Below are 22153 nucleotides of genomic sequence, written 5' to 3'. Positions count from 1 at the left end.
GGCGGATTGACGATTATCTCACGGGCCGGCGTCCCGGGCCTCGCGCGGCGATCGGCGGCGACGAAGCGGCCTGCATCGCGTCGATCAGATGGTCGCGGAACGCGCGCACCGACGCGGGCAGATCGCGCCCCGCCATCGTCTGCACCTGGATGCTGCGTTCGCGCAGTTGCGGATTGGTCACGGGCACGACGACGAAACCGTCCGCCTCGGCTCGGTCGCGCACCGACAACAGTCCCGTGAACATCACCGCGCCCGTGCGCCGCGCGTAGCCGTACATCGCCGCGGTATTGTTGCTCGTCAGCTCCGGCTCGAGCAGCAGCCCGTCGAGCGCGCACGCGATGTCGATCAGCTGCCGCACCGTCGTGCCGGCCTCGGGCAGCACGTGCGCGTACCGGGCGACATCGGCAAGCGACACCGCGTCGCGCGCCGCGAGCGGATGATCGTGCCGGACCAGCGCAAAGACCGGCGCGCGCTCGGTGTGGTCGACGCGCACGCCCTTCTCCGGCGCGAGGCTGAAGGTCAATGCGATGTCCGCATCGCCGTGGCGCACGCGCCGGGTTGCGTCCGCCGGCGACACGACCCACACGATGAAATCGACGCCCGGGTGGCGCGCCTTGAAGCTCGCGAGCACGCCGGGCAGGAAATCGATCGCGAACCCTTCCGAGCACGCGATCTTCAGCAGGCTGCCGTGCAGCGCGTCGAGCCCGCCGATGTCCTTCATCACGTGCTCGGCCTCCAGCAGGCTGCGCTGCGCGAACGCCAGCAACCGCTCTCCCGCCTCCGACAACGCCATCCCGCGCGGCCGCCGCTCGAACAGCGGCGCGCCGAGCTCGCTCTCCAGCTTCGCGATCTGGCGGCTGATTGCCGATACGGCCACGTGCAGCCGCGCGGACGCGTCGCTGATCGACCCGGTACGCGCTACCTCGACGAAATATCGCAATGCCAGGCCATGCAGGAAAGCCGCCATCGTTCTGTCTCCGCGCCGCATCCGGCCGCGCTGCTTTGCCTTTTCGGCAAAGAAAGGTTCGAAATTCGATCATTGTGACAAAAAAACCGGCTTTCTAGAATCGATCGCACTTCACGCTGCCTGCGCGCCCGCGCACGGCGAACCCGACCGAGGAGACCCGACTTGAGCCGTACCGCCGCCATCCAGCACGCGCTGAACCAGTTCGAATCCGGTGCGTTCTTCACGACCCTGAGCCGCCGCGTCGGCCTGCGCACCGAAAGCCAGGAAAGCGGCAGCGAAGCCGCGCTGCGCGCCTATCTGACCGACGAAATCGCGCCCGAGGCTGCACGCCTCGGCTTCACGTCGCGGATCGTCGACAACCCCGTCGCTGGCGGCGGGCCGTTCCTGCTCGCGTCGCGCCACGAAGACGACGCGCTGCCGACCGTGCTGATCTACGGTCACGGCGACGTCGTGCGCGGCTATGACGCGCAGTGGCGCGCGCCGCTGTCGCCGTGGACGCTGACGGCCGACGGCGACCGCTGGTACGGCCGCGGCAGCGCCGACAACAAGGGCCAGCACACGATCAACCTGGCCGCGCTGGCGAGCGTGCTCGAAGCACGCGGCGGCCGGCTCGGCTTCAATGCGAAGCTGCTGATCGAGATGGGCGAGGAAACCGGCTCGCCGGGCCTCGACGCGCTGTGCCGCCGGGAGCGCGACGCGCTCGCGGCCGACGTGCTGATTGCGTCCGACGGCCCGCGCATCGCCGCCGCGCGCCCGACGGTATTTCTCGGCTCGCGCGGCTCGGTCAACTTCAAGCTGAGCCTGCGCGCCCGCGACGGCGCGCATCACTCGGGCAACTGGGGCGGACTGCTGCGCAACCCGGCGATCGTGCTCGCGCATGCGCTCGCGAGCCTCGTCGACGCGCGCGGCGCGATTCGCGTCGAGGGGTTGCGCCCGCCGCCGATCCCGGCCGCGGTGCGCGACGCGCTCGCCGATCTTTCCGTCGGCGGCGGCCCCGGCGACCCGGCGCTCGACGCCGACTGGGGCGAGCCCGGCCTGTCCGCGGCCGAGCGCGTGTTCGGCTGGAACACGTTCGAGATCCTCGCGTTCAAGGCCGGCAATCCGGAGCATCCCGTCAACGCGATCCCGCCCGCCGCGTACGCGCACTGCCAGTTGCGCTTCGTCGTCGGCACCGACTGGGAAGCGCTGCAAGCACACCTGCGCGCGCATCTCGATGCGCACGGCTTCGCCGACATCGAGATCGACGTCGAACGCGGCGCACCGGCAACGCGCGTGCCGCCGGACGATCCGTGGGTCCGCTGGGCCGTCGCGTCGCTCGCGCGCACCACCGGCAAGAAGCCCGCGATTCTGCCGAATCTCGGCGGCACGCTGCCGAACGAGGTGTTTGCCGACACGCTCGGGCTGCCGACGCTGTGGGTGCCGCACTCGTACCCGGCGTGCTCGCAGCACGCGCCCGACGAGCACCTGCTCGCGAGCGTCGTCAGCGAGGGGCTGCAGATGATGGCCGGCCTCTTCTGGGATCTCGGCGAGAACGCGCCGCCCGTTCGCCGCGCGGCATCCGCCGCGGCCGGCGCCGCCCTGTAACGCGCTTCGCCCCTTTCACGGGACCTGCACACACGATGAATACGACCACCCTGACCTCACAGGACGCCGCGCGCCCCAGCGCCGCGCAAATCCGGCGCATCATCTTCGCGGCGTCGATCGGCAACGCGCTCGAATGGTTCGACCTGATCGTCTACGGCTTCTTCGCGGTGACGATCGCCAAGCTGTTCTTCCCCGCCACGAGCGAAGCGACGTCGCTGATGCTGACGCTCGGCACGTTCGGGCTGTCCTACCTGATCCGGCCGATCGGCGGCTTCGTGCTCGGTGCGTACGCGGATCGCGCGGGCCGCAAGGCGTCGCTGCTGCTGTCGATCGCGATGATGATGGCCGGCACGCTGCTGATCGCGCTGATGCCGACCTACGCATCGATCGGCATTCTCGCGCCGCTCGGGATCATGCTGTCGCGGCTGATGCAGGGCTTTTCCGCCGGCGGCGAATTCGCGAGTTCGACCGCATTCCTCGTCGAGCACGCGCCGCAGCGGCGCGGCTTCATGTCGAGCTGGCAGTTCGCGAGCCAGGGCCTCGCGACGTTGCTTGCATCGGGCTTCGGCGCGCTGCTGACGGCCACGCTGACCTCCGCGCAACTCGAAAGCTGGGGCTGGCGCGTGCCGTTCCTGTTCGGGCTGGCGATCGGCCCGGTCGGGCTGTACATCCGCCGCTACGTCGACGAAGGCGTCGAATTCAAGACGCAGGCACGCTCCGAGGCGCCGGTGCGCGAGCTGTTCGCGGGCCAGAAGGTGCGGCTGCTGCTGTCGATCGGCGTGCTCGTGATCTCGACCGCGATCAACTACATGATCCTGTACATGCCGACCTATGCGATCAAGCAGCTCGGGCTACCGGCATCGACCGGCTTCGCGGCGACGCTCGCGACCGGCTTCGTGCTCACGCTCGTCACGCCGGTCGTCGGCCATCTGTCCGACCGCACCGGGCGGATCCGCATGATGGCGGTCGCGGCCGTGCTGATGCTCCTGACCGTATGGCCGACGTTCGCATGGCTCACGCGCCACGCGTCGTTCGCGACGATGCTCGCCGCACTGGTCTGGATCGGCGCGCTGAAGGCGATGTACTGCGGCGCGCTGCCGGCACTGATGGCCGAACTGTTCCCGTCGCAGACGCGCGCCACCGGGCTCGCCGTCAGCTACAACACCGGCGTCACGCTGTTCGGCGGCTTCGCACCGTTCGTCATCACCTGGCTGATCAGCGCGACCGGCAACCGGCTGTCGCCGGCGCTCTATCTGATCGGATGTGCGCTGCTGAGCCTCGCCGCGCTGTTCGTCGCACGCACGCGGCTGAAGATGCGCTGACGCGAGCAACGACGGCGCGGCGCCGTCGTTGCAACCGATCGCAGCCCGTCGCGACATCGCTGCCGCGCGGGCCGCGCGCCGCTTACGGCGCCGGATTCGGCTGCCGTTCGTGCAACGCGTCGATCTCGGCGAGAATCTCGTCGGACAGCGTCACGTCGATGCTGCCGATGTTCTCCTTCAACTGCTCGAGCGACGTCGCGCCGACCAGGTTGCTGCGCACGAACGGGCGGCTGTTGACGAACGCGAGCGCCAGTTGCGCGGGCGACAGCCCGTGACGCCGCGCGAGCGCGACATAGCGCGACGTCGCCTCGACGGCCTGCGGCTTGCTGTAGCGCTGGAAACGCTCGAACAGCGTGATGCGTGCGCCAGCCGGACGCGCGCCGTTCTCGTACTTGCCGGACAGCCAGCCGAACGCGAGCGGCGAATACGCGAGCAGACCGACGCCGTCGCGATGCGTAAACTCCGACAGCCCGTTCTCGAACGTGCGGTTCAGCAGGCTGTACGGATTCTGGATGCTGGCGATGCGCGGCAGCCCGAGCCTTTCGGCCGCGCGCAGGAACTGCGCGACACCCCACGGCGTTTCGTTCGACACGCCGATCGCGCGCACCTTGCCGGCCTTCACGAATTCCGCGAGCACGCCGAGCGTTTCCTCGATCGGCACCGTGTACGCGTCGTCGACCCACGGATACGCGGGCCGGCCGAACGTGGTCGTGCTGCGATCGGGCCAATGCAACTGGTAGAGATCGACGTAGTCGGTCTGCAGGCGCTTGAGGCTGCCGTCGAGCGCTTCGGTCAGGTTCTTGCGGTCGAACTGGTTACCCTCGCCGCGAATATGGCGTGGATTGTGCGGCTGCCGCGCCGGCCCCGCGATCTTCGTCGCGAGCACGATGCGATCGCGCTGCGCGCGATGCCGCGCGATCCAGGTGCCGATGTATTGTTCGGTGCGGCCTTGGGTGTCGGGCTTCGGCGGCACCGGATACATCTCCGCGGCGTCGATCAGCGTCACGCCCTGCCCGAGCGCGTAGTCGATCTGCTCGTGCGCGTCGCGCTCCGAATTCTGCTCGCCCCACGTCATCGTGCCGAGACCGATCAGGCTGACCTCGATACCCGAATCGCCGAGTGTGCGGTATTCCATGCTGTTCCTGTCGCGTCGGTGGAAAGCAGGAACGCTATCACATTGGCGCGACTGCTTCAGACCGGCGCGGCACATGCTTACAAGCGGCCTGCGGTGCCACCCGGCACGCTCCTGCGCTCCTTCGCCCGCTCCGTCAAGCGTGAGGCCGCCCCCGTTACTGCGGCCGCTGGATGAAGCAGGTCGCCGACGCATGCGCGACGATCTTGTCGTCCGGCGTCTTCAGCGTGCCCTCCGCGACGCCCAGCGACCGCGACAGGTGAATCACCCGCCCTTCCGCGATCAGGTCGACGTCGCGCGGTACGGGCCGCAGCATCTTCACGTGCAGATCGACGGTGCCGTAACCGACGCCCGCGTCGAGCATCGAATGCACCGCGCAGCCGGTAACCGAATCGAGCACCGTCGCGGCGAATCCGCCGTGCACGCCGCCCAGCGGATTCAGGTGCCGGCCGTCCGCTCGCGCCGAGAACTTCACGTAACCGAGCTCGACGTCGAGCGGACGCATCGGGATCGTCTCGGAAATCGACGCGAGGGGCGCGTCGCCCGACACGGCGGCACGCAGCAGATCGAGGCCAGACAAGGAAAGCGGATTCATCGGGTTGTCTCCGGGTTGAAAGCGCGTCGCCGCGCGAGTAAGTTCTAAATTGGAACTCATTATTGTCAACGACGCCGGCCGTTGTCAACGCGGCGGCGCCCGTTGCGACCGAAGGCGGGTTCTATAATCGAACCCGCTATTTCGCTGAACCGCCGCAAGACCGCCGCAAGAGGCAAGAGACTCGACGATGAAATGGGATGACATCGGCACGCTGAACTGTTCGGTCGCGCGCACGCTCGCCGTGCTGGGCGACCGCTGGACCATGCTGATCCTGCGCAACGCCTTCCTCGGCTGCCGCCGCTTCGATGCGTTCCAGGCCCAGCTCGGCTTGACGCGCCACGTGCTGGCCGAACGGCTCGCGCGGCTCGTCGACGAAGGCGTGCTCGTCAAGCGCGCGTATCAGGAACGCCCGCCGCGCTTCGAATACCGGCTGACGGAAAAGGGCCTCGACCTCTACCCGGCCCTGCTCGCGCTGATGGCGTGGGGCGATCGCTGGAAGGACGATGGCCACGGGCCGCCGGTGCAATTGCGCCACCGGGCCTGCGGGCAGTTGATGCACGCGGTCACCGTATGCTCGGCCTGCGGCGAACCGCTCGACGCTCGCGACGTGCAGCCCGAGCCCGGGCCCGGCTGGATCGCGTCCGACGACGCCGGGGCGCGTGCAGCGGCGGATTGACGATGCGATGCGTGCGGATGCCCGAGCGGCATGCCCGCCAGACGTACGCCTGAGCCGCGGGCCGCATTGATTGGGCGCCCGCCCGACCGGGCGCGCGCATTGCTCGCACGCGCGTGCTCTGCAACGGTACACGCAAAACGCACACAATCGTCGGGCCTACTCCTGTCCGTTGATTGCCGATCGCACACGGACCGCACAACGCAACTTTGCGTCACCCTTCTCCACCCCTACCGATCATCGCGTGGCCCGTCGCTTCGCATCCGTACGTGACCGGGCCGCCACGCGTGCGTTACACTCACGGCCCGCTGTCTCGAAATCATTCGCTGTCCAACATGTTGTCGCGCAATCGCCTCGCTGCCGCCTGTCTCGCCGCTTCCCTGCTCGCCACACCCTTCGCCGCCTTCGGCAAGACGCAAAGCGAATCGCTGCTTCAGCAGGCGATCGATCTCGTGTCGCGATGGTTGCCGGCGCCGACTCATGAAGCCCCCGCGACGCAGGTCGTCGAATCGGCCTTCTCGCCCGACGGCGGCGCCGAGGCGCTCGTGCTGAAAGCGATCGGCGCGGCGCGCAGTTCGATCCGGGTCGCCGCCTACTCGTTCACGTCGCCGCCCGTCACGCGTGCACTGCTTGCCGCCAAGCGCCGCGGCGTCAATGTCGCGGTGGTCGTCGACGACAAGGGCAACCGCGCAAAGAGCAGCAAGCAGGCACTGAACCTGCTCATCAACGCGGGCATCCCGACACGCACGATCGACACCTATGCGATCCATCACGACAAGTACCTCGTGATCGACGCCGAGCACGTCGAAACAGGCTCGTTCAACTACAGTGCGTCGGCCGCCAGCCGCAATTCCGAGAACGTCGTCGTGGTTTGGAACAATCCGCAACTCGCGTCGCGCTACCTCACGCACTGGCAAAGCCGCTTCGATCAGGGCACGCCGTACCGCTCCAGCTACTGACGCGCCGCACGCGGTTTCGCCCGACGCTCGACCGCTCGCCTTCCCGCCACCATGGTGCAAATGATCGACCAGCGCGGCGTGATGTTCAATTCGGCCGAATGGCCAGTGCACCGCCGCGCGAAATGCCCGTCACGCGCGATGCCGCCATGCTCAATGGATCTCTGGCGCCCGGCCGGTCGCGACGCCGGCATGCGCGCTCGACGCACAGCGATTCGCGTGCCCGTCCGCACCGCTTGCCGAATTCGCCGACAAGCCGTGGGCGCCCATCGGCAGCGCGCTGCGCACGCAACCGGTACTGAACGTCAGTGTGTTCTGAACCAGCGGGTAAAGGAAATACAGCGCGAACGCGAGATAGCCCGCGTACAGGATTCGAACCATGGTGCGATGGGATGAACGATTGGACTTGTCCTGTTTACGGCGCGGCGACGCGCGCCTTGAGGTTATCGCCTGTCCGATTCCGCATCGGGACGAAACCCGGGCCGGTGACACGCGCCTTTCACGGCATCGACACCGAATCTCATGAACCCGGTCACCGCCGTGGCGGAACATGCAGCGTGGCGATGCATCGACGAATGCGCGATACTGTTCCGCGTACGACCCATCACCGGCCCGACGGCCGGGACAAGAGGCAACGCCCATGCAAATCGCACCGAAATCGGCCGACGAGGCGGCCCGGCTCGATACGCTTCATTCGCTTTCGATCCTCGATACGCCGCCCGAAGAGCGTTTCGATCGCCTGACGCGCCTCGCGCGGCGGCTGTTCGACGTCCCGATCGCCCTCGTCAGCCTCGTCGACGAGGATCGCCAGTGGTTCAAAAGTCATCCGGGCCTCGACGCCGCACAGACGTCGCGCGACGTGTCGTTCTGCGCACACGCACTGCTCGCGCCCGATACGATGGTGATCCAGGACGCACTGAACGACGACCGATTCCACGACAATCCGCTCGTCACCGGCGCGCCCGGCATCCGCTTCTACGCCGGCCGGCCGCTCGCCGCACCGGACGGCGCCCCCATCGGCACGTTGTGCCTGATCGACACGCGGCCCCGCTCGCTCGAACCCGACGAACTCGCGCTGCTGGGCGATCTCGCCCACATGACCGAGCGCGAGATCGCCGCGCTGCATTTCGCGACCACCGACGAACTCACGCAACTGACGAACCGGCGCGGCTTCGAGCTTCTCGCCCGCCACGTGCTGAGGCTGTGCGATCGCGTCGGCCGTCACGCCGTGCTGCTGTTCTTCGACCTGAACGATTTCAAGGCGATCAACGACCGCTTCGGCCATGCCGAAGGCGACCGCGCGCTCAAGGCGTTCGCCGAAACGTTGACGGGCGCGCTGCGCGACAGCGACGTCATCGCACGGCTCGGCGGCGACGAGTTCGTCGTGCTGTTGAGCGCCACCGATCCGGCCGACGTCGCCGAGCCCGTCGAACGCGTCACGCAGGCGCTCGCGCAGCGCAACGCCGCCGACGCACGCGGCTACGCGATCCGGTTCAGCGTCGGGCACGTTGCCTACGATCCCGCACACCATCGCACCGTCGCCGACCTGCTGGCATCGGCCGATCGCCGGATGTACGAACACAAGCAGCGCGGCAAGACGGCCGGCGCATGACCGCGAACGCGCCACGCGGGCCGCGGCGAGATCGTGCCGCCGCGCAGCGCGCTCGCCCACGGTCGTTCGACGCGGGCCGGTTCAACTGCCGCAAGGCGGCGCGCTGGCCATGGCATCCGCGATCTGCTCGGGTGTCAGATCGCGCTGATGCGTCGCCAGCGACCAGCGATGCCCGAACGGATCCTCGACCTGCCCGTAACGATCGCCCCAGAACATGTCCGCAGCCGGAATCGTGACCGTCGCGCCGGCTGCCACCGCCTTCTGGATCGCCGCATCGGTGTCCGGCACGTACAGATGCAGGCAGACGGGCGTGCCTTTCAGCGCCTTCGGCCCCAGCGCACCGTGCTCGGGCATCTCATCCACCAGCATCAGCGTCGAATCCCCGATCGCAAGACACGCATGCGCGAGCCGGCCGTCGGGCATCGCGAGGCGGAATCGTTCGGTCGCGTCGAACGCGCGCTTGTAGAAATCGATGGCTGCGGTCGCACCCGCACAGATCAGGTGCGGGGTCAGCGTGCGCATCCCTTCCGGGATCGGCTTGACGGACGTGGGCATGGTGTCGCTCCTTCAGTCGGTTGTCGTATCGAAAATCGGGACGGACGCGCGTTGCGCACGCCTCCGATGCTACGACGGACGACTCCGGCGAAAATCGACATGGCGCCCGGGATTTTTTTGTTTGCTCGAGTGACAGGGGCGCGGGACAACGCGGCTTCAGGCGTCATCGGCCCGTTCGCTCGGCCTGCTCGTCCGGCAGGCCGAACTGACGACGGCACGCTTCAAGCAACCCGGCCACCGCGCCGAGCGGAAAATCGGCAAACCGGGCGATCGGCAGCATCACGCCACCCGGCACCTTCGTGCGCGACGAATGCGCGGAGAACTGGTAGCCGATGTAATGATTCCCGGCGACGCTGACGATCCGGAATTCGGTGACGTCCCGCCACGGCGTGACGGGTTTTTCGCGCGCGGCGCCGATCAGCCGGAAGCCCGTCTCGTCGATCTGCAGCGCGAGTTTGCGCCGCGACGACACGAACAACGCCGCACTAGCCAGCCCAAGCAACGCGGCCAGCGCCGCCACCGGCCAGAGCGCCGGCGCGGCCACGTAACCGCACAGGCTCGCCGCGCCCAGCCCCGCACACACGATCGCCCTGCTTTTCAGGCTTCGGCTGTCGACTGCCAGCGTGACCGGCAACGCGCCGATGACCGTTTCCGCGTCGGGATCGACGTGCCGGCCGGAATCCGTTGGTTTCCGCTCGTCGGTCATTGCACGCCCGCTCGTGCCGACGGCCGCCGGCCCATCGACGCGGCCGGCATGTGAGGATTCCGATACCGATGGCGCGGATCACGCGCCGCGGCGCCGACATCGGTCAATTGCATACGTTGACGGTACCGTTGGTCGTGCATTGACCGGTGGCCCGGTGAGTCTGCTCCGCCAACCGAGGCGCGAGGCCCATGCCGCGATCCGGCGCGGCCGCCGACGACGAGGCAGGATCGGTCGTCGACGCGGTCTCCGGCGACGGTTGCACGGGCGCCGGCCCGGACGCGGTCTGGCAGGCGGCAAGCGCCAGACACAGCGCGAATGCCGACGGGACGATGGAAAATCTGGACAGGGTCATGGACGCGCTCGCTCGATTCGTTTGGGGTAACGGCCCGCAGTCAGATCTGCGGCAGATCGCGCAACGTGCGCGACTCGCTCGTTGCATCGATGTCGAGCTCGATGCCTTCCGACGCATCGCGATACAGCACGCGTTTCAGCCTGGGCCCGATCGCGGTGGTATCCGATGCCGAGAAGATCGCGCGGACATCGTTACCGGACGCGAGCGCGCGCGCCACGTCGGCCACCGGGGCTTCGCGCGGCGTCTCCGCCCACGAGCGATCGGCCGGGTTCACGGCCGCCCAGCGCACGTGCGTCACGCGCGCGCTGAGCGGATCGATCCGCACACCATTCACCGCAAACGTAGACATCGGCATCTCCTTTGAATTTTTGCGGCCTGCCGCCTGCACGCGGCAAGCGGCTGACAGCCGGATCTCGCGACCATGGCCCGCACGTGCCGGCGATCATGCGCGCTTGCCCGGCCAACGCGATTTTCGATGATACATTGGGACGCTTTGCAACCGTCAACAGACAATCGTGTACGGGAGAAACACATGAGCGACGCCTGGGGAACCTTCCCTGCCAGAATGGGCGACCATCAGGCTTTCATCAGCTTCAACCATGGCTTTGCGGAAATCGCCGAAGGCGATCCGCGCACGTCGCTGCTGAGCGTGCGCGTCCCGTTCGCGCGCCCGTCGCCCGAAGGCCTGCCGACCGGCGACGAATTCGCCGATCTCGCGAAGATCGAGGATCTGCTCGACGCCGCGATCAGCGCGAAAGGCGGCGTGCAGGTCGGCCGCATCACCGTCGACGGCAACCGGGATTTTCTTTTCTACGTGCCGTTCGACGAGGAGGCAGCCGCGGAGATCGTCGATTCGCTGGCCGACCAGACGACCTATGCACTTCAGTACGCGCATCAGGACGACCCGGACAAGGCCACTTACTGGCAGACGCTCTACCCGACCGACGACGACTGGCAGATCATGCGCGACATGCGCACGCTGGATGCGCTGCGGCAGCAAGGCGACGTCCCCGACGTGAGCCGGCGCGTGATGCACTGGGCGTACTTCCCCGACCCGAGCGACGCGCACCAGTTCGCGGACTGGGCCGAAGCGAAAGGCTATCCGGTCGAATCGGTCGCGCCGACCGAAGACGGCAAGTCGGCCGTGCGGTTTTCGCACGAAGGCACGATGGCGCTCGCCGACATCACGCGCCATACGATCGCGCTCAATCGCGAGGTACGCGCGCTCGGCGGAAACTACGACGGATGGGAAACCAGCGTCGAACAGGCGGGGTGAGCGAAGCGCCATGCCCGTGGCGCGCGATGTGACGTCACGCCATCCGACGCAAAAAACATCCCGGCAGCGATGTTGCCCGCCGCCGGGATCAAGGCATCGCCGGCAAAAACCGGCGATGGGCCTGAGGGTTCGCTCAGGCACGAGGAAAGCGATTCGTACGGATCAGGCGAACGGATGTGGGGACGCGAACGAATGCCGTCGCGCAGCCCGCCGGACGCCTGTCCGGTTCCGCCGACGCAGCCTTCCGGCGTCGGGGGGGCAAAAAGCCCCCGCTCCTGCGCGAGCGAGCGGGGAAACGGTTGACCGGGCCGGGGAAGAACGGTCAACCGGTCAAATTGTGATCGCGGGTCACGCGACGGTCTGTGCGGCAACTCACCCTTTGGTGACAATGTGACGATAACCGGCATGCTCGCGTGCCGACGAATACCGTCATGGTTCAAGCGCGACGCATTGCTTGCGGACTTCGCTGACGTAGAGCCGGCCGACAGCGGTCGCCTGCCCATCCAGCGGTTTATCCCGTCTTAATTCAATTCAATTTTCAGCACCGCGCGCAGTTTCCGGTAAGTCACGGGTATTGTCAAAGCAGGATTATTCTATTTTTTGGCGCGAGGTGATTTTCGCTTCATTTTTTTCGCGACGAATTTCACGTGCGCAATGATCTGCGTCACGAAAACACGAGTTCGTCACTACAACGAGCCGCTGGAAAACCAGTCGGCAACCATATCGCCCCAGTCGAGATTGCTGACGATCTCGACAGCGGCATCGCCGACGATCTCGATAGCGACATCGCCAACGATTTCGGCCGTCGACGAATCTGCCGCCACCGCGCCGGTCGCCACCGCGTTCGCCTTCGCAATCGCGGTCGATGCGACGGGCTTCGGATCGGCAAGTCGCTCCAGCCAGTCGACGATATTGGCGCGCGCGTCTTCCGCATCGGCGAAATCATTGCGCTCCAGAAAGCGATCGAACACGATCCATGCGAGCGTCCTGCTTCGCACCGCGGATTCGAGTTGCCTGTCGACAACGGCGGTACGGCCCGACGCCGTGATGTCGAGCGTTGCTGTGAAACAGTAATCGAGATATTCGATCTCGAGTTTCGACGACATGGCTTCTCCGCTCAATCCGCCCTCTCTATTTTTATGACGCCCGGCACCCGACGGGCTTCGCGGCACAGTGTGAATCTTGCGTGAATTTAGCGCAGCGCTTCATTTTCACCGGCAGCATCACGATATTCTCGCAACCTGTCGATATCGACCGCAGCCATATGACCGCTCTCATTCCTTTTGCCCTTCCGATGGCACCGGAAGTTGCCCCGCCTCGCCATTTCCGTTGTCGACCTGCTCCGCGGCCGTCGTCGCGCTGCTAAACTCGGATCACAACGACCGCGCGCCACCAGAGGAAATAATGACGCTCGCTCAAGCAAAACAAAGCGGCGTAGATGTCTGGATCGTCCAGCTTCCCGAACACGCCCCCTATGCCTACACGCACCTCAAGCGAGTATTCTCGTCCGACGACTCGCGGCATCGGGTCGTGACGGTCGACCTGAAGAAATTGCTGGCCTGCGCCGACCGCGACACCACCGACTACGTACTGCCGTCGGTTCAGTACTGGGCCCCTGGCAAAGCCGCCGGCATCCGCGAATTCCTCGATCCGAACCGCAGCAGGATCCCGGACATGCCGTTCATCACGTTTCGCGAGACGAGAACGCGAACGCTACTCGGTATTCCCGGCCTGTCGAAAATCGGCGTCGCGTCGTTCCGTAACGGCCAGCATCGCGCACGCTATCTGGCCTATGCCGGTGCGACCACCTTGCCCGTCGAAATCCACGAGACCGAAGCCGATTTGCTTGTGCGGTATTGCGGCGAATGATCGCAATGTCCGTTCGGCTTTCCCCTCGCGCGATGCCATGGCGGCCGGGTGCCGCCGCCCGCGCCGAAGCCGCAAGCGTTCAAGCCTCGATCGCGTAAATCCGGTCAATGACTTCCGTTTCGCCGAGGCGACACGTTTCGACGCCGGCCAATCGCCAGCCGTTGTGTTCGTAGAACCCGATCGCGCGCACGTTGCCCTCCAGCACCTGCAGATGGACCTTGCCCATGCCGATCGACCTGGCCCACGCGCGAACGGCTTCGATCATGCGCTTGCCCGTGCCGCCGCCGTGATGCGAAGGATGAACGTGCAGGCAGTCGAGCAGCACGCCAAGCGCCGGATCGACGGGGCGCTCGGCGCTGACGAAGCCGACCGGCTCGCCGTGCGACTCGGCGATCAGCACGAAGCCCCACTCGCTCTCGTCGCGATCGAAATACTTGCGCCACCGAACCGCGTGCTCCGTCGGCACCTCGTCGGTCAGATAGGCGGCCGGAAGGATATGGCTATAGGCGGTTTGCCAGCTCAGCGTGTGCAGGCGAGCAATCTGGCTCGCGTCGTGCGCCGTCGCGGCGCGCAGTGTGGTCCGGGTGCCCGGCATCGGCGGCAACTCCTTGTGCTGGTTTTCGTGATCGGCATGCGTCATCGCAAAATATACCGTGCTTTGCGGGATGCATTTCATGCAGCGCGGTGTCGGGACGTCGGCGTGCGGGCAAAAAAAATCCCGACACCTTCATCGGTCATCGGGATCGAACGGCCCTGCAAAGCATGAGGGCACGAGGAAGGTCCTACATTACACGCATGCAAGACTGTTGCACTTTGTCGGTTTGCGCCAAGCCCCTGTTCGATTCCGCCAATCAGCCGGTTATGCGCAGCCGTAAACGAAAAAAGCCTGCTCGCGTTTGGCGCGAGCAGGCAAGAAAACGGATCAGCATTCGAGGCACGAGGGCTGTCCAGAGAAGATAACGGCACGGCGCGCGGGAACCTTAGGCGGGAAAGAAAACGTCGCGGGTAAACGGCTACGAACGTTGTCAGCGCAACGACACGGAAGCGCGATACGAAGCAGGCCCGAGGCCTCGTGGCCATCTCCGTCATCCCCGTCGGAAATGCGAGACAAGCGGTGCTATCGGTCGATACCACGCACGATCGCGCGCCCGATTTCAACACCTGTCCGCCTCGTCCGCGATTTCATATTCGACATCGAAGCCATATCGTCGGGGTGACTCGATTTACGCAACCACACTTTTGAAGCGCGCGAGCGCCGACATGGTATCGCGGTCGCTTCGTTGAATACGGGATGCCGCTTCGTTAAAGACGCCGCGAGCAAGACACGCCGCGGCTCTATCCGAACGCCGAAAAGCAAAAAGCCCGGCTCAATGAACCGGGCTTTTTGCTCGAATTTGTTGGGGTGGCTGATGGGACTCGAACCCACGACAACAGGAATCACAATCCTGGACTCTACCAACTGAGCTACAGCCACCACTGATACTGCTTGCTTCGTTTCGCTGTTTTGTTTCAGCAGCGAAGAACAAGATTATACGAAGTCTTTTGAATCTTGCAAAGCATTTTTTTCAAAAATTTCTTCGGCCGCGTTCAGATGCGCACGCGCCTCGTCGAACACGGCCAGATCGCCGCGTGCGAGCTTCTTGTTGTCCGACAGCACGCGACGCCAGCCGCGCGCGCCCGGCATGCCGCGATACAGCCCGAGCGCGTGCCGCACGATCGCGCCGAGGTAGGTCCCGCGCTTCAGCTCGGCCGCGCAATACGCGATCAATTGCGCCTCGGCCTCTTCGCGCGTCGGCACCGCCGAGGTCGCTCCGTAGAACCGCGCATCGACCTCCGCCAGCACGTACGGGTTGTGATAGGCCTCGCGGCCGAGCATCACGCCATCGACGTGCTCGAGATGCCGCGCAACCTCATCGAGCGTCGTGATGCCGCCGTTGATCACGATCTCCAGCGACGGAAAATCGCGCTTCAACCGATACGCATAGTCGTACTTGAGCGGCGGGATCTCGCGATTCTCCTTCGGCGACAGCCCTTTCAGGATCGCGTTGCGCGCATGCACGACGAACGTTTCGCACCCGGCCTCGGCCACCGTGCCGACGAAGTCGCGCACGAACGCGTAGTCCTCGACCGCGTCGACGCCGATCCGGTGCTTGACCGTCACCGGCACCGACACTGCATCGCGCATCGCCTTCACGCAGTCGGCGACGAGCGGCGGCTCGTTCATCAGGCACGCACCGAACGCACCGCGCTGCACGCGCTCGGACGGACACCCGCAGTTCAGGTTGATCTCGTCGTAGCCCCACTGCTCGCCGAGCTTCGCCGCGCGCGCGAGATCGTCCCGCTCGCTGCCGCCCAATTGCAGCGCGACCGGCGATTCGCTCGGCGTGAACGCAAGATGCCGCTGGGCGTCGCCGAACAGCAGCGCGCCCGTCGTGATCATCTCCGTATACAGCCACGTATTGCGCGTCAGCGTGCGGTGGAACGACCTGCAATGGCGATCGGTCCAGTCGAGCATCGGCGCGACGGATACGCGGCGGGGAGGAAGCGAGGGTGGAACGGACATGGAATTCGGGTACAGGCCAGACGGCACGGAACAACCCGACATTTTACCGCAATACCGGCCCTGCCCGCCCGACACGCGCACTACCGGCCGCCCAATTCAGCATCGACCGCGCGGCGCGCCTCGTCGAACACGCGCTCGATCACGCGCCGTTCGGTGAGCAGCATCCCGTCGATCTTGACCAGCCGCCAGTCGATCCGCACGGCATCGCCCTGCAGCACGCGATAGTGCGCCCGCTCGCCGTCCCAGACCTGCTCGGTCTTCACCTCGATCTCGAAGCCGCGGTACGGCTCGCTGAAATCGCCGAGGTCGCTCCCTCTCGGTTCCATCGCACGCTCCGTGGTGATGCCGCGCCAAGCCGCCCGCGCGGCCGGCGCCGCGCGCTCAATCGTATTCGTCGGACAAAAACGACCGGCCATCGGCCGTCAGATCGACCCGGTCGGCCGTCGCCTGATAGATCAGCCCGTCATTCAGCAACGCGTAGACGACGTCGTCGAACGCCGCGGGAACCGGCCGGCTGTCGCCGAACTGGTCGATCCATTTCAGCGCCTCGATGGCTTCGGGGGAAAGGATGGGGGTCATGCGTTGGCCTCCGGCATCGGTGTCGTTCCATCCTAGCACTTCGCCCGGAAGCCGAATACCGTGGCAAACGCGCCGCGCGAAATGCAATGCGGCGCCGGCGGGCACGCTGCCCGGCGGCGCCGCACCGAGGCGCGACCCGCGCGCTCAGAGACGCGCGATCGAGACTTCCGTCGACTTCACGAGCGCGACGACTTCGGCGCCGACCTTCAGTTCGAGTTCGTCCACCGAACGGGTGGTGATCACCGACGTGACGATGCCGAACGGCGTCTCGACGTCGACTTCGGAGACCACGGAACCGCGGATGATCTCCTTGACCTTGCCCTTGAACTGGTTACGTACGTTGATTGCAGTGATGCTCATCGGGATGATCGCTCCGAAGAAAAAAGTCTCAGAACGGGCGGCCGAAGCCGCCCGGAATTAAACGGCCCAGCGGATCTGCCCGACCGGTCGAACCTTGTCTGCTTCATGCGCCGCGTCGTGCTCGCCCGCGCCGGGGCCGCCGGCGAGTACGCGTTTCAGCACGCGGTCCTCCAGCGCCGCGAAGGCGGCCGACGCGCGGGCGCGCGGCCGGTCGAGCGGCACCGACTGATCGAGCGCCACCCGCCCCTGCTCGATCAACAGGATGCGGTCGCCGAGCGCGACGGCCTCCTGCACGTCGTGCGTGACGAGCAGCGCGGTGAACCGGTGTTCGCGCCACAGGCGCTCGATCAGCGCATGCATCTCGATGCGGGTAAGCGCGTCCAGCGCACCGAGCGGCTCGTCGAGCAACAGCAGTTGCGGCCGGTGCACGAGCGCGCGTGCCAGTGCGACGCGCTGCCGCTGGCCGCCCGACAGTTGCGCGGGCCAGTCGTTCGCGCGTTCCAGCAGGCCGACTTCGTCGAGCACCGCGCGGGCCTGGTCGCGCGCGCCGCGGCCGAGCCCCAGCATCACGTTCTGGAGCACGGTCTTCCACGGCAGCAGGCGCGCATCCTGGTACATGATCCGTGTATCGAGCGCACCGCCGCCTTCGCCGCGCGTCACGAGCGCGCCGCTGCTCGGTTGCTCGAGCCCCGCGACGAGGCGCAGCAACGTCGATTTCCCGCAGCCGCTGCGGCCAACGATCGCGACGAAGCTGCCGCGCGCGATGCCGAGCTCGACGTTGTCGAGCACCGTGCGGGCGCCGAAGCGCTTGCTGACGCCCGACAGCGTGACCGCGTCGTCGAGAGCCGGGCTGCCCGGGCGCCGCCGTGCCAGCGGCACGACCGATGCGCTGCCGTCGCGTTCGAGGATCGCCGCATCGCGCGCGTCGCCATCCGCGACGCGGGCCTGCGCGAGCTCGGCCTCGAGGTCTGCGCCGGCGAGCGGGCCGTAGGCGGCCGCCGAAGTCGTCGCATTCATGCCTTTGCTCCTGATTGATAGGCGGGGTGCCAGCGCAGCGTCACCCGCTCGATCGATTTCGCCAGCACATCGGCCAGCTTGCCGAGCACCGCGTACAGCAGGATGCCGACCACCACCACGTCGGTTTGCAGGAATTCACGCGCGTTCATCGTCATGTAGCCGATGCCCGACTGCGCGGAGATCGTTTCCGCGACGATCAGCATCACCCACATCAGCCCGAGCGCGAAACGCACGCCGACGAGGATCGACGGCAACGCGCCGGGCAGGATCACGTCGCGGTACAGCGCGAAGCCGCGCACGCCGTAGCTCTTCGCCATCTCGATCAGGTTCGCGTCGACCGAGCGGATCCCGTGATACGTATTGATGTAGACGGGGAAGAACACGCCGAGCGCGACGAGGAACAGTTTCGCCTTCTCGTCGATGCCGAACCACAGGATCACGAGCGGAATCATCGCGAGCGCCGGAATGTTGCGGATCATCTGGATCGTCGAGTCGAGCGCGACCTCGGCCGCTTTCGACAGCCCGGTCGCGAGCCCCAGCGCGAGGCCGACGCCGCCGCCGATCGCGAAGCCGAACAGCGCGCGCCACGTACTCACTTTCACGTTCGCCCACATTTCGCCCGACGTCACGAGCGACCACGCCGCGCGCACGACCGCTACCGGCTCGGGCAGCACGCGGGTCGACAGCCAGCCGGTGCGCGCACCGACTTCCCATACCACCAGCAACGCGAGCGGCACGAGCCACGGCGCGACGCCGTGCCACGCGCGGGCGGCCACGGCGACGCCCGTCGTCGAGGTTTTCGTTGTCATCGCAGGCCTCCGTCGCTCAGCTCTGGCTCGTCTTCGGCAGATAGTTGTTGCCGACGATCTCGCCGAACGGCCCCGACAGCGGGCCGGCGGCTCTCTCCACGCCCTTGCCCTTGATCAGCGGGAACACGAGCTCGGCGAAGCGATACGACTCCTCGAGGTGCGGATAGCCGGACAGGATGAACGTCTCGATGCCGAGATCCGCGTATTCGCGCATGCGTTCCGCGACCTGCTCGGGATTGCCGACGAGCGCCGTGCCGGCACCGCCGCGCACGAGCCCCACGCCGGCCCACAGGTTCGGATAGACCTCGAGCGCCTCGCGGCCGCCTCGCTTGCCGCCGTGCAGTGCGGCCATCCGGCGCTGACCTTCCGAATCCATGTTCGCGAACGCCTTCTGCGCACGTGCGATCGTGTCGTCGTCGAGCCGGCTGATCAGCCGCTCGGCGTCACGCCATGCTTCGTCCTCGGTCTCGCGCACGATCACGTGCAGGCGGATGCCGAACTTGATCTTGCGGCCACGCGCGTCGGCACGGGCACGGATGTCGGCGATCTTCTTCGCGACGGCCTCGGGCGGCTCGCCCCAGGTCAGGTAGGTATCGATGTGATCGGCGGCGATCGCGTGAGCGGCCGGCGACGAGCCGCCGAACCACAGCGGCGGATGCGGGCGCTGCACGGGCGGGTAAAGCGCCTTGCCGCCTTTCGACTGCAGGTGCTTGCCGATGTAGTCGAACCCGCCGTTGTCGTGCGACGCGGCAAGCAGCCCGCGCCAGATGTTCAGGAAATCGTCGGTAATCTCGTAGCGCGTGTCGTGATCGGCGAAGAGGCCGTCGCCTTCCAGCTCGGCCGCATCGCCGCCCGTGACGACGTTGATCAGCAGGCGGCCGCCCGACAGGCGGTCGAACGTCGCGGCCATCCGCGCGGCGAGCCCCGGCGAAGCGATGCCGGGGCGCACGGCGACCAGGAACTTCAGGCGCTGCGTCGCGGGAATCAGGCTCGACGCGACGACCCACGCATCCTCGCAGGAGCGGCCGGTCGGCAGCAGCACGCCGTCGTAGCCGAGCGTGTCCGCCGCCACGGCGACCTGCTTGAAGTAATCGTAGTCCGCGGCGCGCGCGCCTTCGGCCGTGCCGAGATAGCGGCTGTCGCCATGCGTGGGGATAAACCAGAACACATTCATCTGCTGCTCCTGCTTGACTGTCACTGCCGAAATTTGAAAAAAACATCACCCTGCTCGCGTCGCGGATGAGCGACGCATGCATGGTGTGCATTCGAATCGGGATGGCTCGCCGGTCACGCCGTGCAGCGGACGAGGACGCGATCGCACGGCTGTTTCTGGGAAATCAGTCTAGGGATCGGTACCAGGCTTTGGAACGATTTTTTTGAGCTTAGGTTTTCCGCTTTCGTGATTAGCGCGACGCTGGAGCGAATATCGCCGCGGCCGGGCCCTATAATGGCGCACCTATCCGAATAACTCCGCGCGCCCGGCCCCGGCCGTGCGCGCCTGCGGTGCACTCATCGATGCAGAAAGTCATCCTGCCCTTCCTGTCCGGCTTCCTGGCCGCCCTGTTCTTCCGCGAGGCCACGCTCGCCCTTCTCCACACGGCCGACCTGATCGCCGCAACCGGCTTCTCGACACAACCGTTCGCGCCGCTCGGCATTCCTGAATTTGTCGCGAACGCACTGATCAGCGCGTGCTGCGCGATTCCGATGGCGTGGCTGTTGCGCGTCTCGCCCGAGCGCGAAGCATCGTGGATCGGCGCGCTGGTGTTCGGCGGTATCGTGCTGACGGCCGCCCGCGTGTTCGCGATCGATCCGCTGCGCGGCATCTGGCCGTCGGGCAACATGCTGCCCGTGCTCGCGGCCGGCTTCGCGGCGAATGCGGTGTGGGGCTTCGGCGCGCTCGTGTTCATGCGCGCGTTCATGTCGGACGACGCGGGCGACGAATAACGCCGGCGCGGGCGACGCGTCCTTCGGGACCAGCCGACTTCCATGAAAAAGGCCGCGTGCATCTGCACGCGGCCTTTGCGTTTCCGTGTCGCGCGTCGGTCGGCCGCGCGGGCCAGCCCGATCGGCGTCAGTCCTTCAGCTTGCGCAGCGGATGCGTGTCGGGCGTCCACGGACTGTCGAACATCGCGAGCACGTCGGCGCGCGCGACGTCGGCGGCCGACTTGAAGCGCCACACCGGCTGATGATCCTTGTCGACGATCAGCGCGCGCACGCCTTCGATCACGTCGCCGTGCGCGAAGGTCGAGCGCGTGAGGTCGAGATCGCGCCGCAGGCAATCGGCCATCGTCGCGCCGCGCGCGCGTTCGACGACTTCGAGCGACACGGCCATCGACAGCGGCGACAACTGCTCGCGCATCGCATGGGTCGCCTTCTCGATCCACCCGTCGACCGCCGCGCAATCGGGCTCGGCGTCGAGCGACGCGAGGATCGCGTCGAGGTCGGGTTGCGCGAAATGCCGGTCGATCCCGGCGCGCGCATCGGCAAGCGCCGACGTGTCGGGCGTCGGCACGACCTTGTGCGCGGCAGCCGCGTCGATCACGCACGCGACGGCCTGCGCGCCGCTGTCGATGCGCGCGCCGCGCAGCGTGTCGAGCAGCGCCGGCAGCGCGGCATCGGGCAGATAGACGTCGGCGAGTTGCGCGTACAGCGCGCCGGCCGCGTCGAGCGTCGCGCCCGTCACCGCGAGATAGCGGCCGATCGCGCCGGGCGTACGCGCGAGAAACCAGCTCATCCCGACGTCCGGGAACAGGCCGATGCGCGTTTCGGGCATCGCCATCTTCGTCGAATCGGTCACGACGCGCAGGCCGCCCGTGTGCCGCGCCGCCTGCGAGATCCCCATGCCGCCGCCCATCACGACACCGTGCATCAGCGCGATGTACGGCTTCGGATACGTGAAGAGCGCATGGTTCAGCGTGTATTCCTCGATGAAGAACGTGTCGACCGCGTCGCGGTCGCCGCGCTGCCACGCGTCGTGGAAGAAGCGCACGTCGCCGCCCGCGCAGAACGCGCGCGGATGCGGGCTGTGCACGACGACCGCGACGACGTCGGGATCGTCGCGCCACGCGTCGAGCGCCTGCTGCATCAGCCGGATCATGCCGACCGACAGCGCGTTCAGCGCCTTCGGCCGGTTCAGTTCGAGAAAGCCGATGCGGTTCGCGACATACGCGCGCACGTCGGGCTGGGCGGATTCGACGGAAACGGCGGCGGAAGTGGAATCGGTCAT

The 22153-nt window shown here is 66.8% G+C and carries 26 protein-coding genes and 1 tRNA gene; 8 read left to right on the top strand and 19 right to left on the bottom strand.

Going from position 1 to position 22153, the window contains the following annotated elements; all coding sequences use genetic code 11:
* Positions 1 to 13: 13 nt before the first annotated feature.
* On the bottom strand, positions 14 to 967 hold the full coding sequence (locus LGM42_RS05550; RefSeq protein ID WP_226231745.1) for a LysR substrate-binding domain-containing protein: 954 nt from the start codon (positions 965 to 967) through the stop codon (positions 14 to 16).
* A gap of 162 nt (positions 968 to 1129) precedes the next feature.
* On the opposite strand from LGM42_RS05550, the gene LGM42_RS05545 reads away from it, so the two are divergent.
* Both LGM42_RS05545 and LGM42_RS05540 read left to right on the top strand, forming a co-directional pair.
* Positions 1130 to 2551, top strand: a complete 1422-nt coding sequence (locus LGM42_RS05545) for a M20 family metallopeptidase (RefSeq protein WP_226223230.1) — start codon at positions 1130 to 1132, stop codon at positions 2549 to 2551.
* A 35-nt stretch (positions 2552 to 2586) separates the two neighbouring features.
* Entirely contained in the window at positions 2587 to 3873 is a 1287-nt protein-coding gene (locus LGM42_RS05540; RefSeq protein ID WP_060318392.1) for an MFS transporter, read from the top strand.
* A gap of 82 nt (positions 3874 to 3955) precedes the next feature.
* Here LGM42_RS05540 and LGM42_RS05535 read toward each other — a convergent pair whose 3' ends face one another.
* On the bottom strand, positions 3956 to 5008 hold the full coding sequence (locus tag LGM42_RS05535) for an NADP(H)-dependent aldo-keto reductase (protein ID WP_059584161.1): 1053 nt from the start codon (positions 5006 to 5008) through the stop codon (positions 3956 to 3958).
* Positions 5009 to 5162: 154 nt separating this feature from the next.
* Positions 5163 to 5600, bottom strand: a complete 438-nt coding sequence (locus LGM42_RS05530) for a PaaI family thioesterase (protein ID WP_006484216.1) — start codon at positions 5598 to 5600, stop codon at positions 5163 to 5165.
* Between the two features lie 187 nt (positions 5601 to 5787).
* Here LGM42_RS05530 and LGM42_RS05525 point away from each other — a divergent pair, with 187 nt between their 5' ends.
* On the top strand, positions 5788 to 6276 hold the full coding sequence (locus LGM42_RS05525; RefSeq protein ID WP_226223228.1) for a winged helix-turn-helix transcriptional regulator: 489 nt from the start codon (positions 5788 to 5790) through the stop codon (positions 6274 to 6276).
* 332 nt (positions 6277 to 6608) lie between these two features.
* On the top strand, positions 6609 to 7232 hold the full coding sequence (locus LGM42_RS05520; protein WP_059638683.1) for a phospholipase D family protein: 624 nt from the start codon (positions 6609 to 6611) through the stop codon (positions 7230 to 7232).
* Positions 7233 to 7382: 150 nt separating this feature from the next.
* Here LGM42_RS05520 and LGM42_RS05515 read toward each other — a convergent pair whose 3' ends face one another.
* Positions 7383 to 7610: a hypothetical protein gene (locus LGM42_RS05515; RefSeq protein WP_060318386.1), complete on the bottom strand. Its 228-nt coding sequence runs from the start codon at positions 7608 to 7610 to the stop codon at positions 7383 to 7385.
* 259 nt (positions 7611 to 7869) lie between these two features.
* On the opposite strand from LGM42_RS05515, the gene LGM42_RS05510 reads away from it, so the two are divergent.
* A complete protein-coding gene (locus LGM42_RS05510) occupies positions 7870 to 8841 on the top strand; it encodes a sensor domain-containing diguanylate cyclase (protein ID WP_060318383.1) in 972 nt (323 codons plus the stop codon).
* Positions 8842 to 8922: 81 nt separating this feature from the next.
* Here LGM42_RS05510 and LGM42_RS05505 read toward each other — a convergent pair whose 3' ends face one another.
* From LGM42_RS05505 to LGM42_RS05490, 4 genes are all read right to left on the bottom strand, one after another.
* Positions 8923 to 9396, bottom strand: a complete 474-nt coding sequence (locus LGM42_RS05505; protein WP_104012165.1) for a VOC family protein — start codon at positions 9394 to 9396, stop codon at positions 8923 to 8925.
* A 163-nt stretch (positions 9397 to 9559) separates the two neighbouring features.
* A complete protein-coding gene (locus tag LGM42_RS05500; RefSeq protein WP_226231744.1) occupies positions 9560 to 10102 on the bottom strand; it encodes an aspartyl-tRNA synthetase in 543 nt (180 codons plus the stop codon).
* A 103-nt stretch (positions 10103 to 10205) separates the two neighbouring features.
* The gene (locus LGM42_RS05495) at positions 10206 to 10454 is read right to left on the bottom strand and encodes a hypothetical protein (RefSeq protein ID WP_060318376.1); all 249 of its coding nucleotides are present in this window, start codon (positions 10452 to 10454) and stop codon (positions 10206 to 10208) included.
* A gap of 40 nt (positions 10455 to 10494) precedes the next feature.
* Positions 10495 to 10803 carry a hypothetical protein gene (locus tag LGM42_RS05490; protein ID WP_059584348.1) on the bottom strand — a complete coding sequence of 103 codons (309 nt, stop codon included), beginning with the start codon at positions 10801 to 10803 and terminating at the stop codon, positions 10495 to 10497.
* A gap of 183 nt (positions 10804 to 10986) precedes the next feature.
* Here LGM42_RS05490 and LGM42_RS05485 point away from each other — a divergent pair, with 183 nt between their 5' ends.
* Entirely contained in the window at positions 10987 to 11730 is a 744-nt protein-coding gene (locus LGM42_RS05485; RefSeq protein WP_226231743.1) for a DUF695 domain-containing protein, read from the top strand.
* Positions 11731 to 12416: 686 nt separating this feature from the next.
* Here LGM42_RS05485 and LGM42_RS05480 read toward each other — a convergent pair.
* A complete protein-coding gene (locus tag LGM42_RS05480; protein ID WP_226231742.1) occupies positions 12417 to 12836 on the bottom strand; it encodes a hypothetical protein in 420 nt (139 codons plus the stop codon).
* 298 nt (positions 12837 to 13134) lie between these two features.
* Here LGM42_RS05480 and LGM42_RS05475 point away from each other — a divergent pair, with 298 nt between their 5' ends.
* Complete coding sequence (locus LGM42_RS05475; protein WP_226231741.1) at positions 13135 to 13599, top strand: plasmid fertility inhibition factor family protein; 465 nt, start codon at positions 13135 to 13137, stop codon at positions 13597 to 13599.
* Positions 13600 to 13678: 79 nt separating this feature from the next.
* On the opposite strand, the gene LGM42_RS05470 is transcribed toward LGM42_RS05475, so the two are convergent.
* The 9 genes from LGM42_RS05470 to ssuD form a co-directional block, all read right to left on the bottom strand.
* Positions 13679 to 14194, bottom strand: coding sequence for a GNAT family N-acetyltransferase (locus LGM42_RS05470; protein WP_226232034.1), 516 nt, complete (start codon positions 14192 to 14194; stop codon positions 13679 to 13681).
* Positions 14195 to 14997: 803 nt separating this feature from the next.
* Positions 14998 to 15073: transfer RNA gene (locus tag LGM42_RS05465), tRNA-His, on the bottom strand.
* Between the two features lie 54 nt (positions 15074 to 15127).
* A complete protein-coding gene (gene dusA, locus LGM42_RS05460) occupies positions 15128 to 16114 on the bottom strand; it encodes a tRNA dihydrouridine(20/20a) synthase DusA (RefSeq protein WP_059584302.1) in 987 nt (328 codons plus the stop codon).
* A 128-nt stretch (positions 16115 to 16242) separates the two neighbouring features.
* Entirely contained in the window at positions 16243 to 16488 is a 246-nt protein-coding gene (locus tag LGM42_RS05455; RefSeq protein WP_059584304.1) for a hypothetical protein, read from the bottom strand.
* A gap of 55 nt (positions 16489 to 16543) precedes the next feature.
* A complete protein-coding gene (locus LGM42_RS05450) occupies positions 16544 to 16741 on the bottom strand; it encodes a hypothetical protein (RefSeq protein WP_006484168.1) in 198 nt (65 codons plus the stop codon).
* A gap of 144 nt (positions 16742 to 16885) precedes the next feature.
* Positions 16886 to 17101, bottom strand: a complete 216-nt coding sequence (locus LGM42_RS05445; protein ID WP_006476104.1) for a TOBE domain-containing protein — start codon at positions 17099 to 17101, stop codon at positions 16886 to 16888.
* A gap of 57 nt (positions 17102 to 17158) precedes the next feature.
* Positions 17159 to 18118, bottom strand: a complete 960-nt coding sequence (locus tag LGM42_RS05440; protein WP_226231740.1) for an ATP-binding cassette domain-containing protein — start codon at positions 18116 to 18118, stop codon at positions 17159 to 17161.
* Complete coding sequence (ssuC, locus tag LGM42_RS05435) at positions 18115 to 18927, bottom strand: aliphatic sulfonate ABC transporter permease SsuC (protein WP_226231739.1); 813 nt, start codon at positions 18925 to 18927, stop codon at positions 18115 to 18117. The genes LGM42_RS05440 and ssuC overlap by 4 nt, the downstream gene beginning before the upstream one ends.
* Before the next feature lie 16 nt (positions 18928 to 18943).
* Positions 18944 to 20101 carry an FMNH2-dependent alkanesulfonate monooxygenase gene (gene ssuD, locus LGM42_RS05430; protein ID WP_099316360.1) on the bottom strand — a complete coding sequence of 386 codons (1158 nt, stop codon included), beginning with the start codon at positions 20099 to 20101 and terminating at the stop codon, positions 18944 to 18946.
* Positions 20102 to 20442: 341 nt separating this feature from the next.
* On the opposite strand from ssuD, the gene LGM42_RS05425 reads away from it, so the two are divergent.
* Entirely contained in the window at positions 20443 to 20871 is a 429-nt protein-coding gene (locus LGM42_RS05425) for a hypothetical protein (RefSeq protein ID WP_059584310.1), read from the top strand.
* 127 nt (positions 20872 to 20998) lie between these two features.
* On the opposite strand, the gene LGM42_RS05420 is transcribed toward LGM42_RS05425, so the two are convergent.
* Complete coding sequence (locus tag LGM42_RS05420) at positions 20999 to 22153, bottom strand: enoyl-CoA hydratase/isomerase family protein (RefSeq protein WP_226231738.1); 1155 nt, start codon at positions 22151 to 22153, stop codon at positions 20999 to 21001.

It is taken from the genome of Burkholderia sp. AU39826 (assembly GCF_020419965.1).
Taxonomy (GTDB): domain Bacteria; phylum Pseudomonadota; class Gammaproteobacteria; order Burkholderiales; family Burkholderiaceae; genus Burkholderia; species Burkholderia semiarida.
Note: the sequence above shows the minus strand (reverse complement) of the source record. Positions and strands in the feature narration are given on the sequence as shown.

Coding starts and splice junctions, on each gene's coding strand:
- LGM42_RS05470 (WP_226232034.1), bottom strand. CDS start 14,194: ATGCCGGGCACCCGGACCACACTGCGCGCCGCGACGGCGCACGACGCG.
- LGM42_RS05475 (WP_226231741.1), top strand. CDS start 13,135: ATGACGCTCGCTCAAGCAAAACAAAGCGGCGTAGATGTCTGGATCGTC.
- LGM42_RS05550 (WP_226231745.1), bottom strand. CDS start 967: ATGGCGGCTTTCCTGCATGGCCTGGCATTGCGATATTTCGTCGAGGTA.
- LGM42_RS05495 (WP_060318376.1), bottom strand. CDS start 10,454: ATGACCCTGTCCAGATTTTCCATCGTCCCGTCGGCATTCGCGCTGTGT.
- LGM42_RS05420 (WP_226231738.1), bottom strand. CDS start 22,153: ATGACCGATTCCACTTCCGCCGCCGTTTCCGTCGAATCCGCCCAGCCC.
- LGM42_RS05540 (WP_060318392.1), top strand. CDS start 2,587: ATGAATACGACCACCCTGACCTCACAGGACGCCGCGCGCCCCAGCGCC.
- ssuD (WP_099316360.1), bottom strand. CDS start 20,101: ATGAATGTGTTCTGGTTTATCCCCACGCATGGCGACAGCCGCTATCTC.
- LGM42_RS05510 (WP_060318383.1), top strand. CDS start 7,870: ATGCAAATCGCACCGAAATCGGCCGACGAGGCGGCCCGGCTCGATACG.
- LGM42_RS05520 (WP_059638683.1), top strand. CDS start 6,609: ATGTTGTCGCGCAATCGCCTCGCTGCCGCCTGTCTCGCCGCTTCCCTG.
- LGM42_RS05500 (WP_226231744.1), bottom strand. CDS start 10,102: ATGACCGACGAGCGGAAACCAACGGATTCCGGCCGGCACGTCGATCCC.
- LGM42_RS05485 (WP_226231743.1), top strand. CDS start 10,987: ATGAGCGACGCCTGGGGAACCTTCCCTGCCAGAATGGGCGACCATCAG.
- LGM42_RS05450 (WP_006484168.1), bottom strand. CDS start 16,741: ATGACCCCCATCCTTTCCCCCGAAGCCATCGAGGCGCTGAAATGGATC.
- LGM42_RS05490 (WP_059584348.1), bottom strand. CDS start 10,803: ATGTCTACGTTTGCGGTGAATGGTGTGCGGATCGATCCGCTCAGCGCG.
- LGM42_RS05445 (WP_006476104.1), bottom strand. CDS start 17,101: ATGAGCATCACTGCAATCAACGTACGTAACCAGTTCAAGGGCAAGGTC.
- LGM42_RS05525 (WP_226223228.1), top strand. CDS start 5,788: ATGAAATGGGATGACATCGGCACGCTGAACTGTTCGGTCGCGCGCACG.
- dusA (WP_059584302.1), bottom strand. CDS start 16,114: ATGCTCGACTGGACCGATCGCCATTGCAGGTCGTTCCACCGCACGCTG.
- LGM42_RS05515 (WP_060318386.1), bottom strand. CDS start 7,610: ATGGTTCGAATCCTGTACGCGGGCTATCTCGCGTTCGCGCTGTATTTC.
- LGM42_RS05535 (WP_059584161.1), bottom strand. CDS start 5,008: ATGGAATACCGCACACTCGGCGATTCGGGTATCGAGGTCAGCCTGATC.
- LGM42_RS05425 (WP_059584310.1), top strand. CDS start 20,443: ATGCAGAAAGTCATCCTGCCCTTCCTGTCCGGCTTCCTGGCCGCCCTG.
- ssuC (WP_226231739.1), bottom strand. CDS start 18,927: ATGACAACGAAAACCTCGACGACGGGCGTCGCCGTGGCCGCCCGCGCG.
- LGM42_RS05530 (WP_006484216.1), bottom strand. CDS start 5,600: ATGAATCCGCTTTCCTTGTCTGGCCTCGATCTGCTGCGTGCCGCCGTG.
- LGM42_RS05455 (WP_059584304.1), bottom strand. CDS start 16,488: ATGGAACCGAGAGGGAGCGACCTCGGCGATTTCAGCGAGCCGTACCGC.
- LGM42_RS05480 (WP_226231742.1), bottom strand. CDS start 12,836: ATGTCGTCGAAACTCGAGATCGAATATCTCGATTACTGTTTCACAGCA.
- LGM42_RS05505 (WP_104012165.1), bottom strand. CDS start 9,396: ATGCCCACGTCCGTCAAGCCGATCCCGGAAGGGATGCGCACGCTGACC.
- LGM42_RS05440 (WP_226231740.1), bottom strand. CDS start 18,118: ATGAATGCGACGACTTCGGCGGCCGCCTACGGCCCGCTCGCCGGCGCA.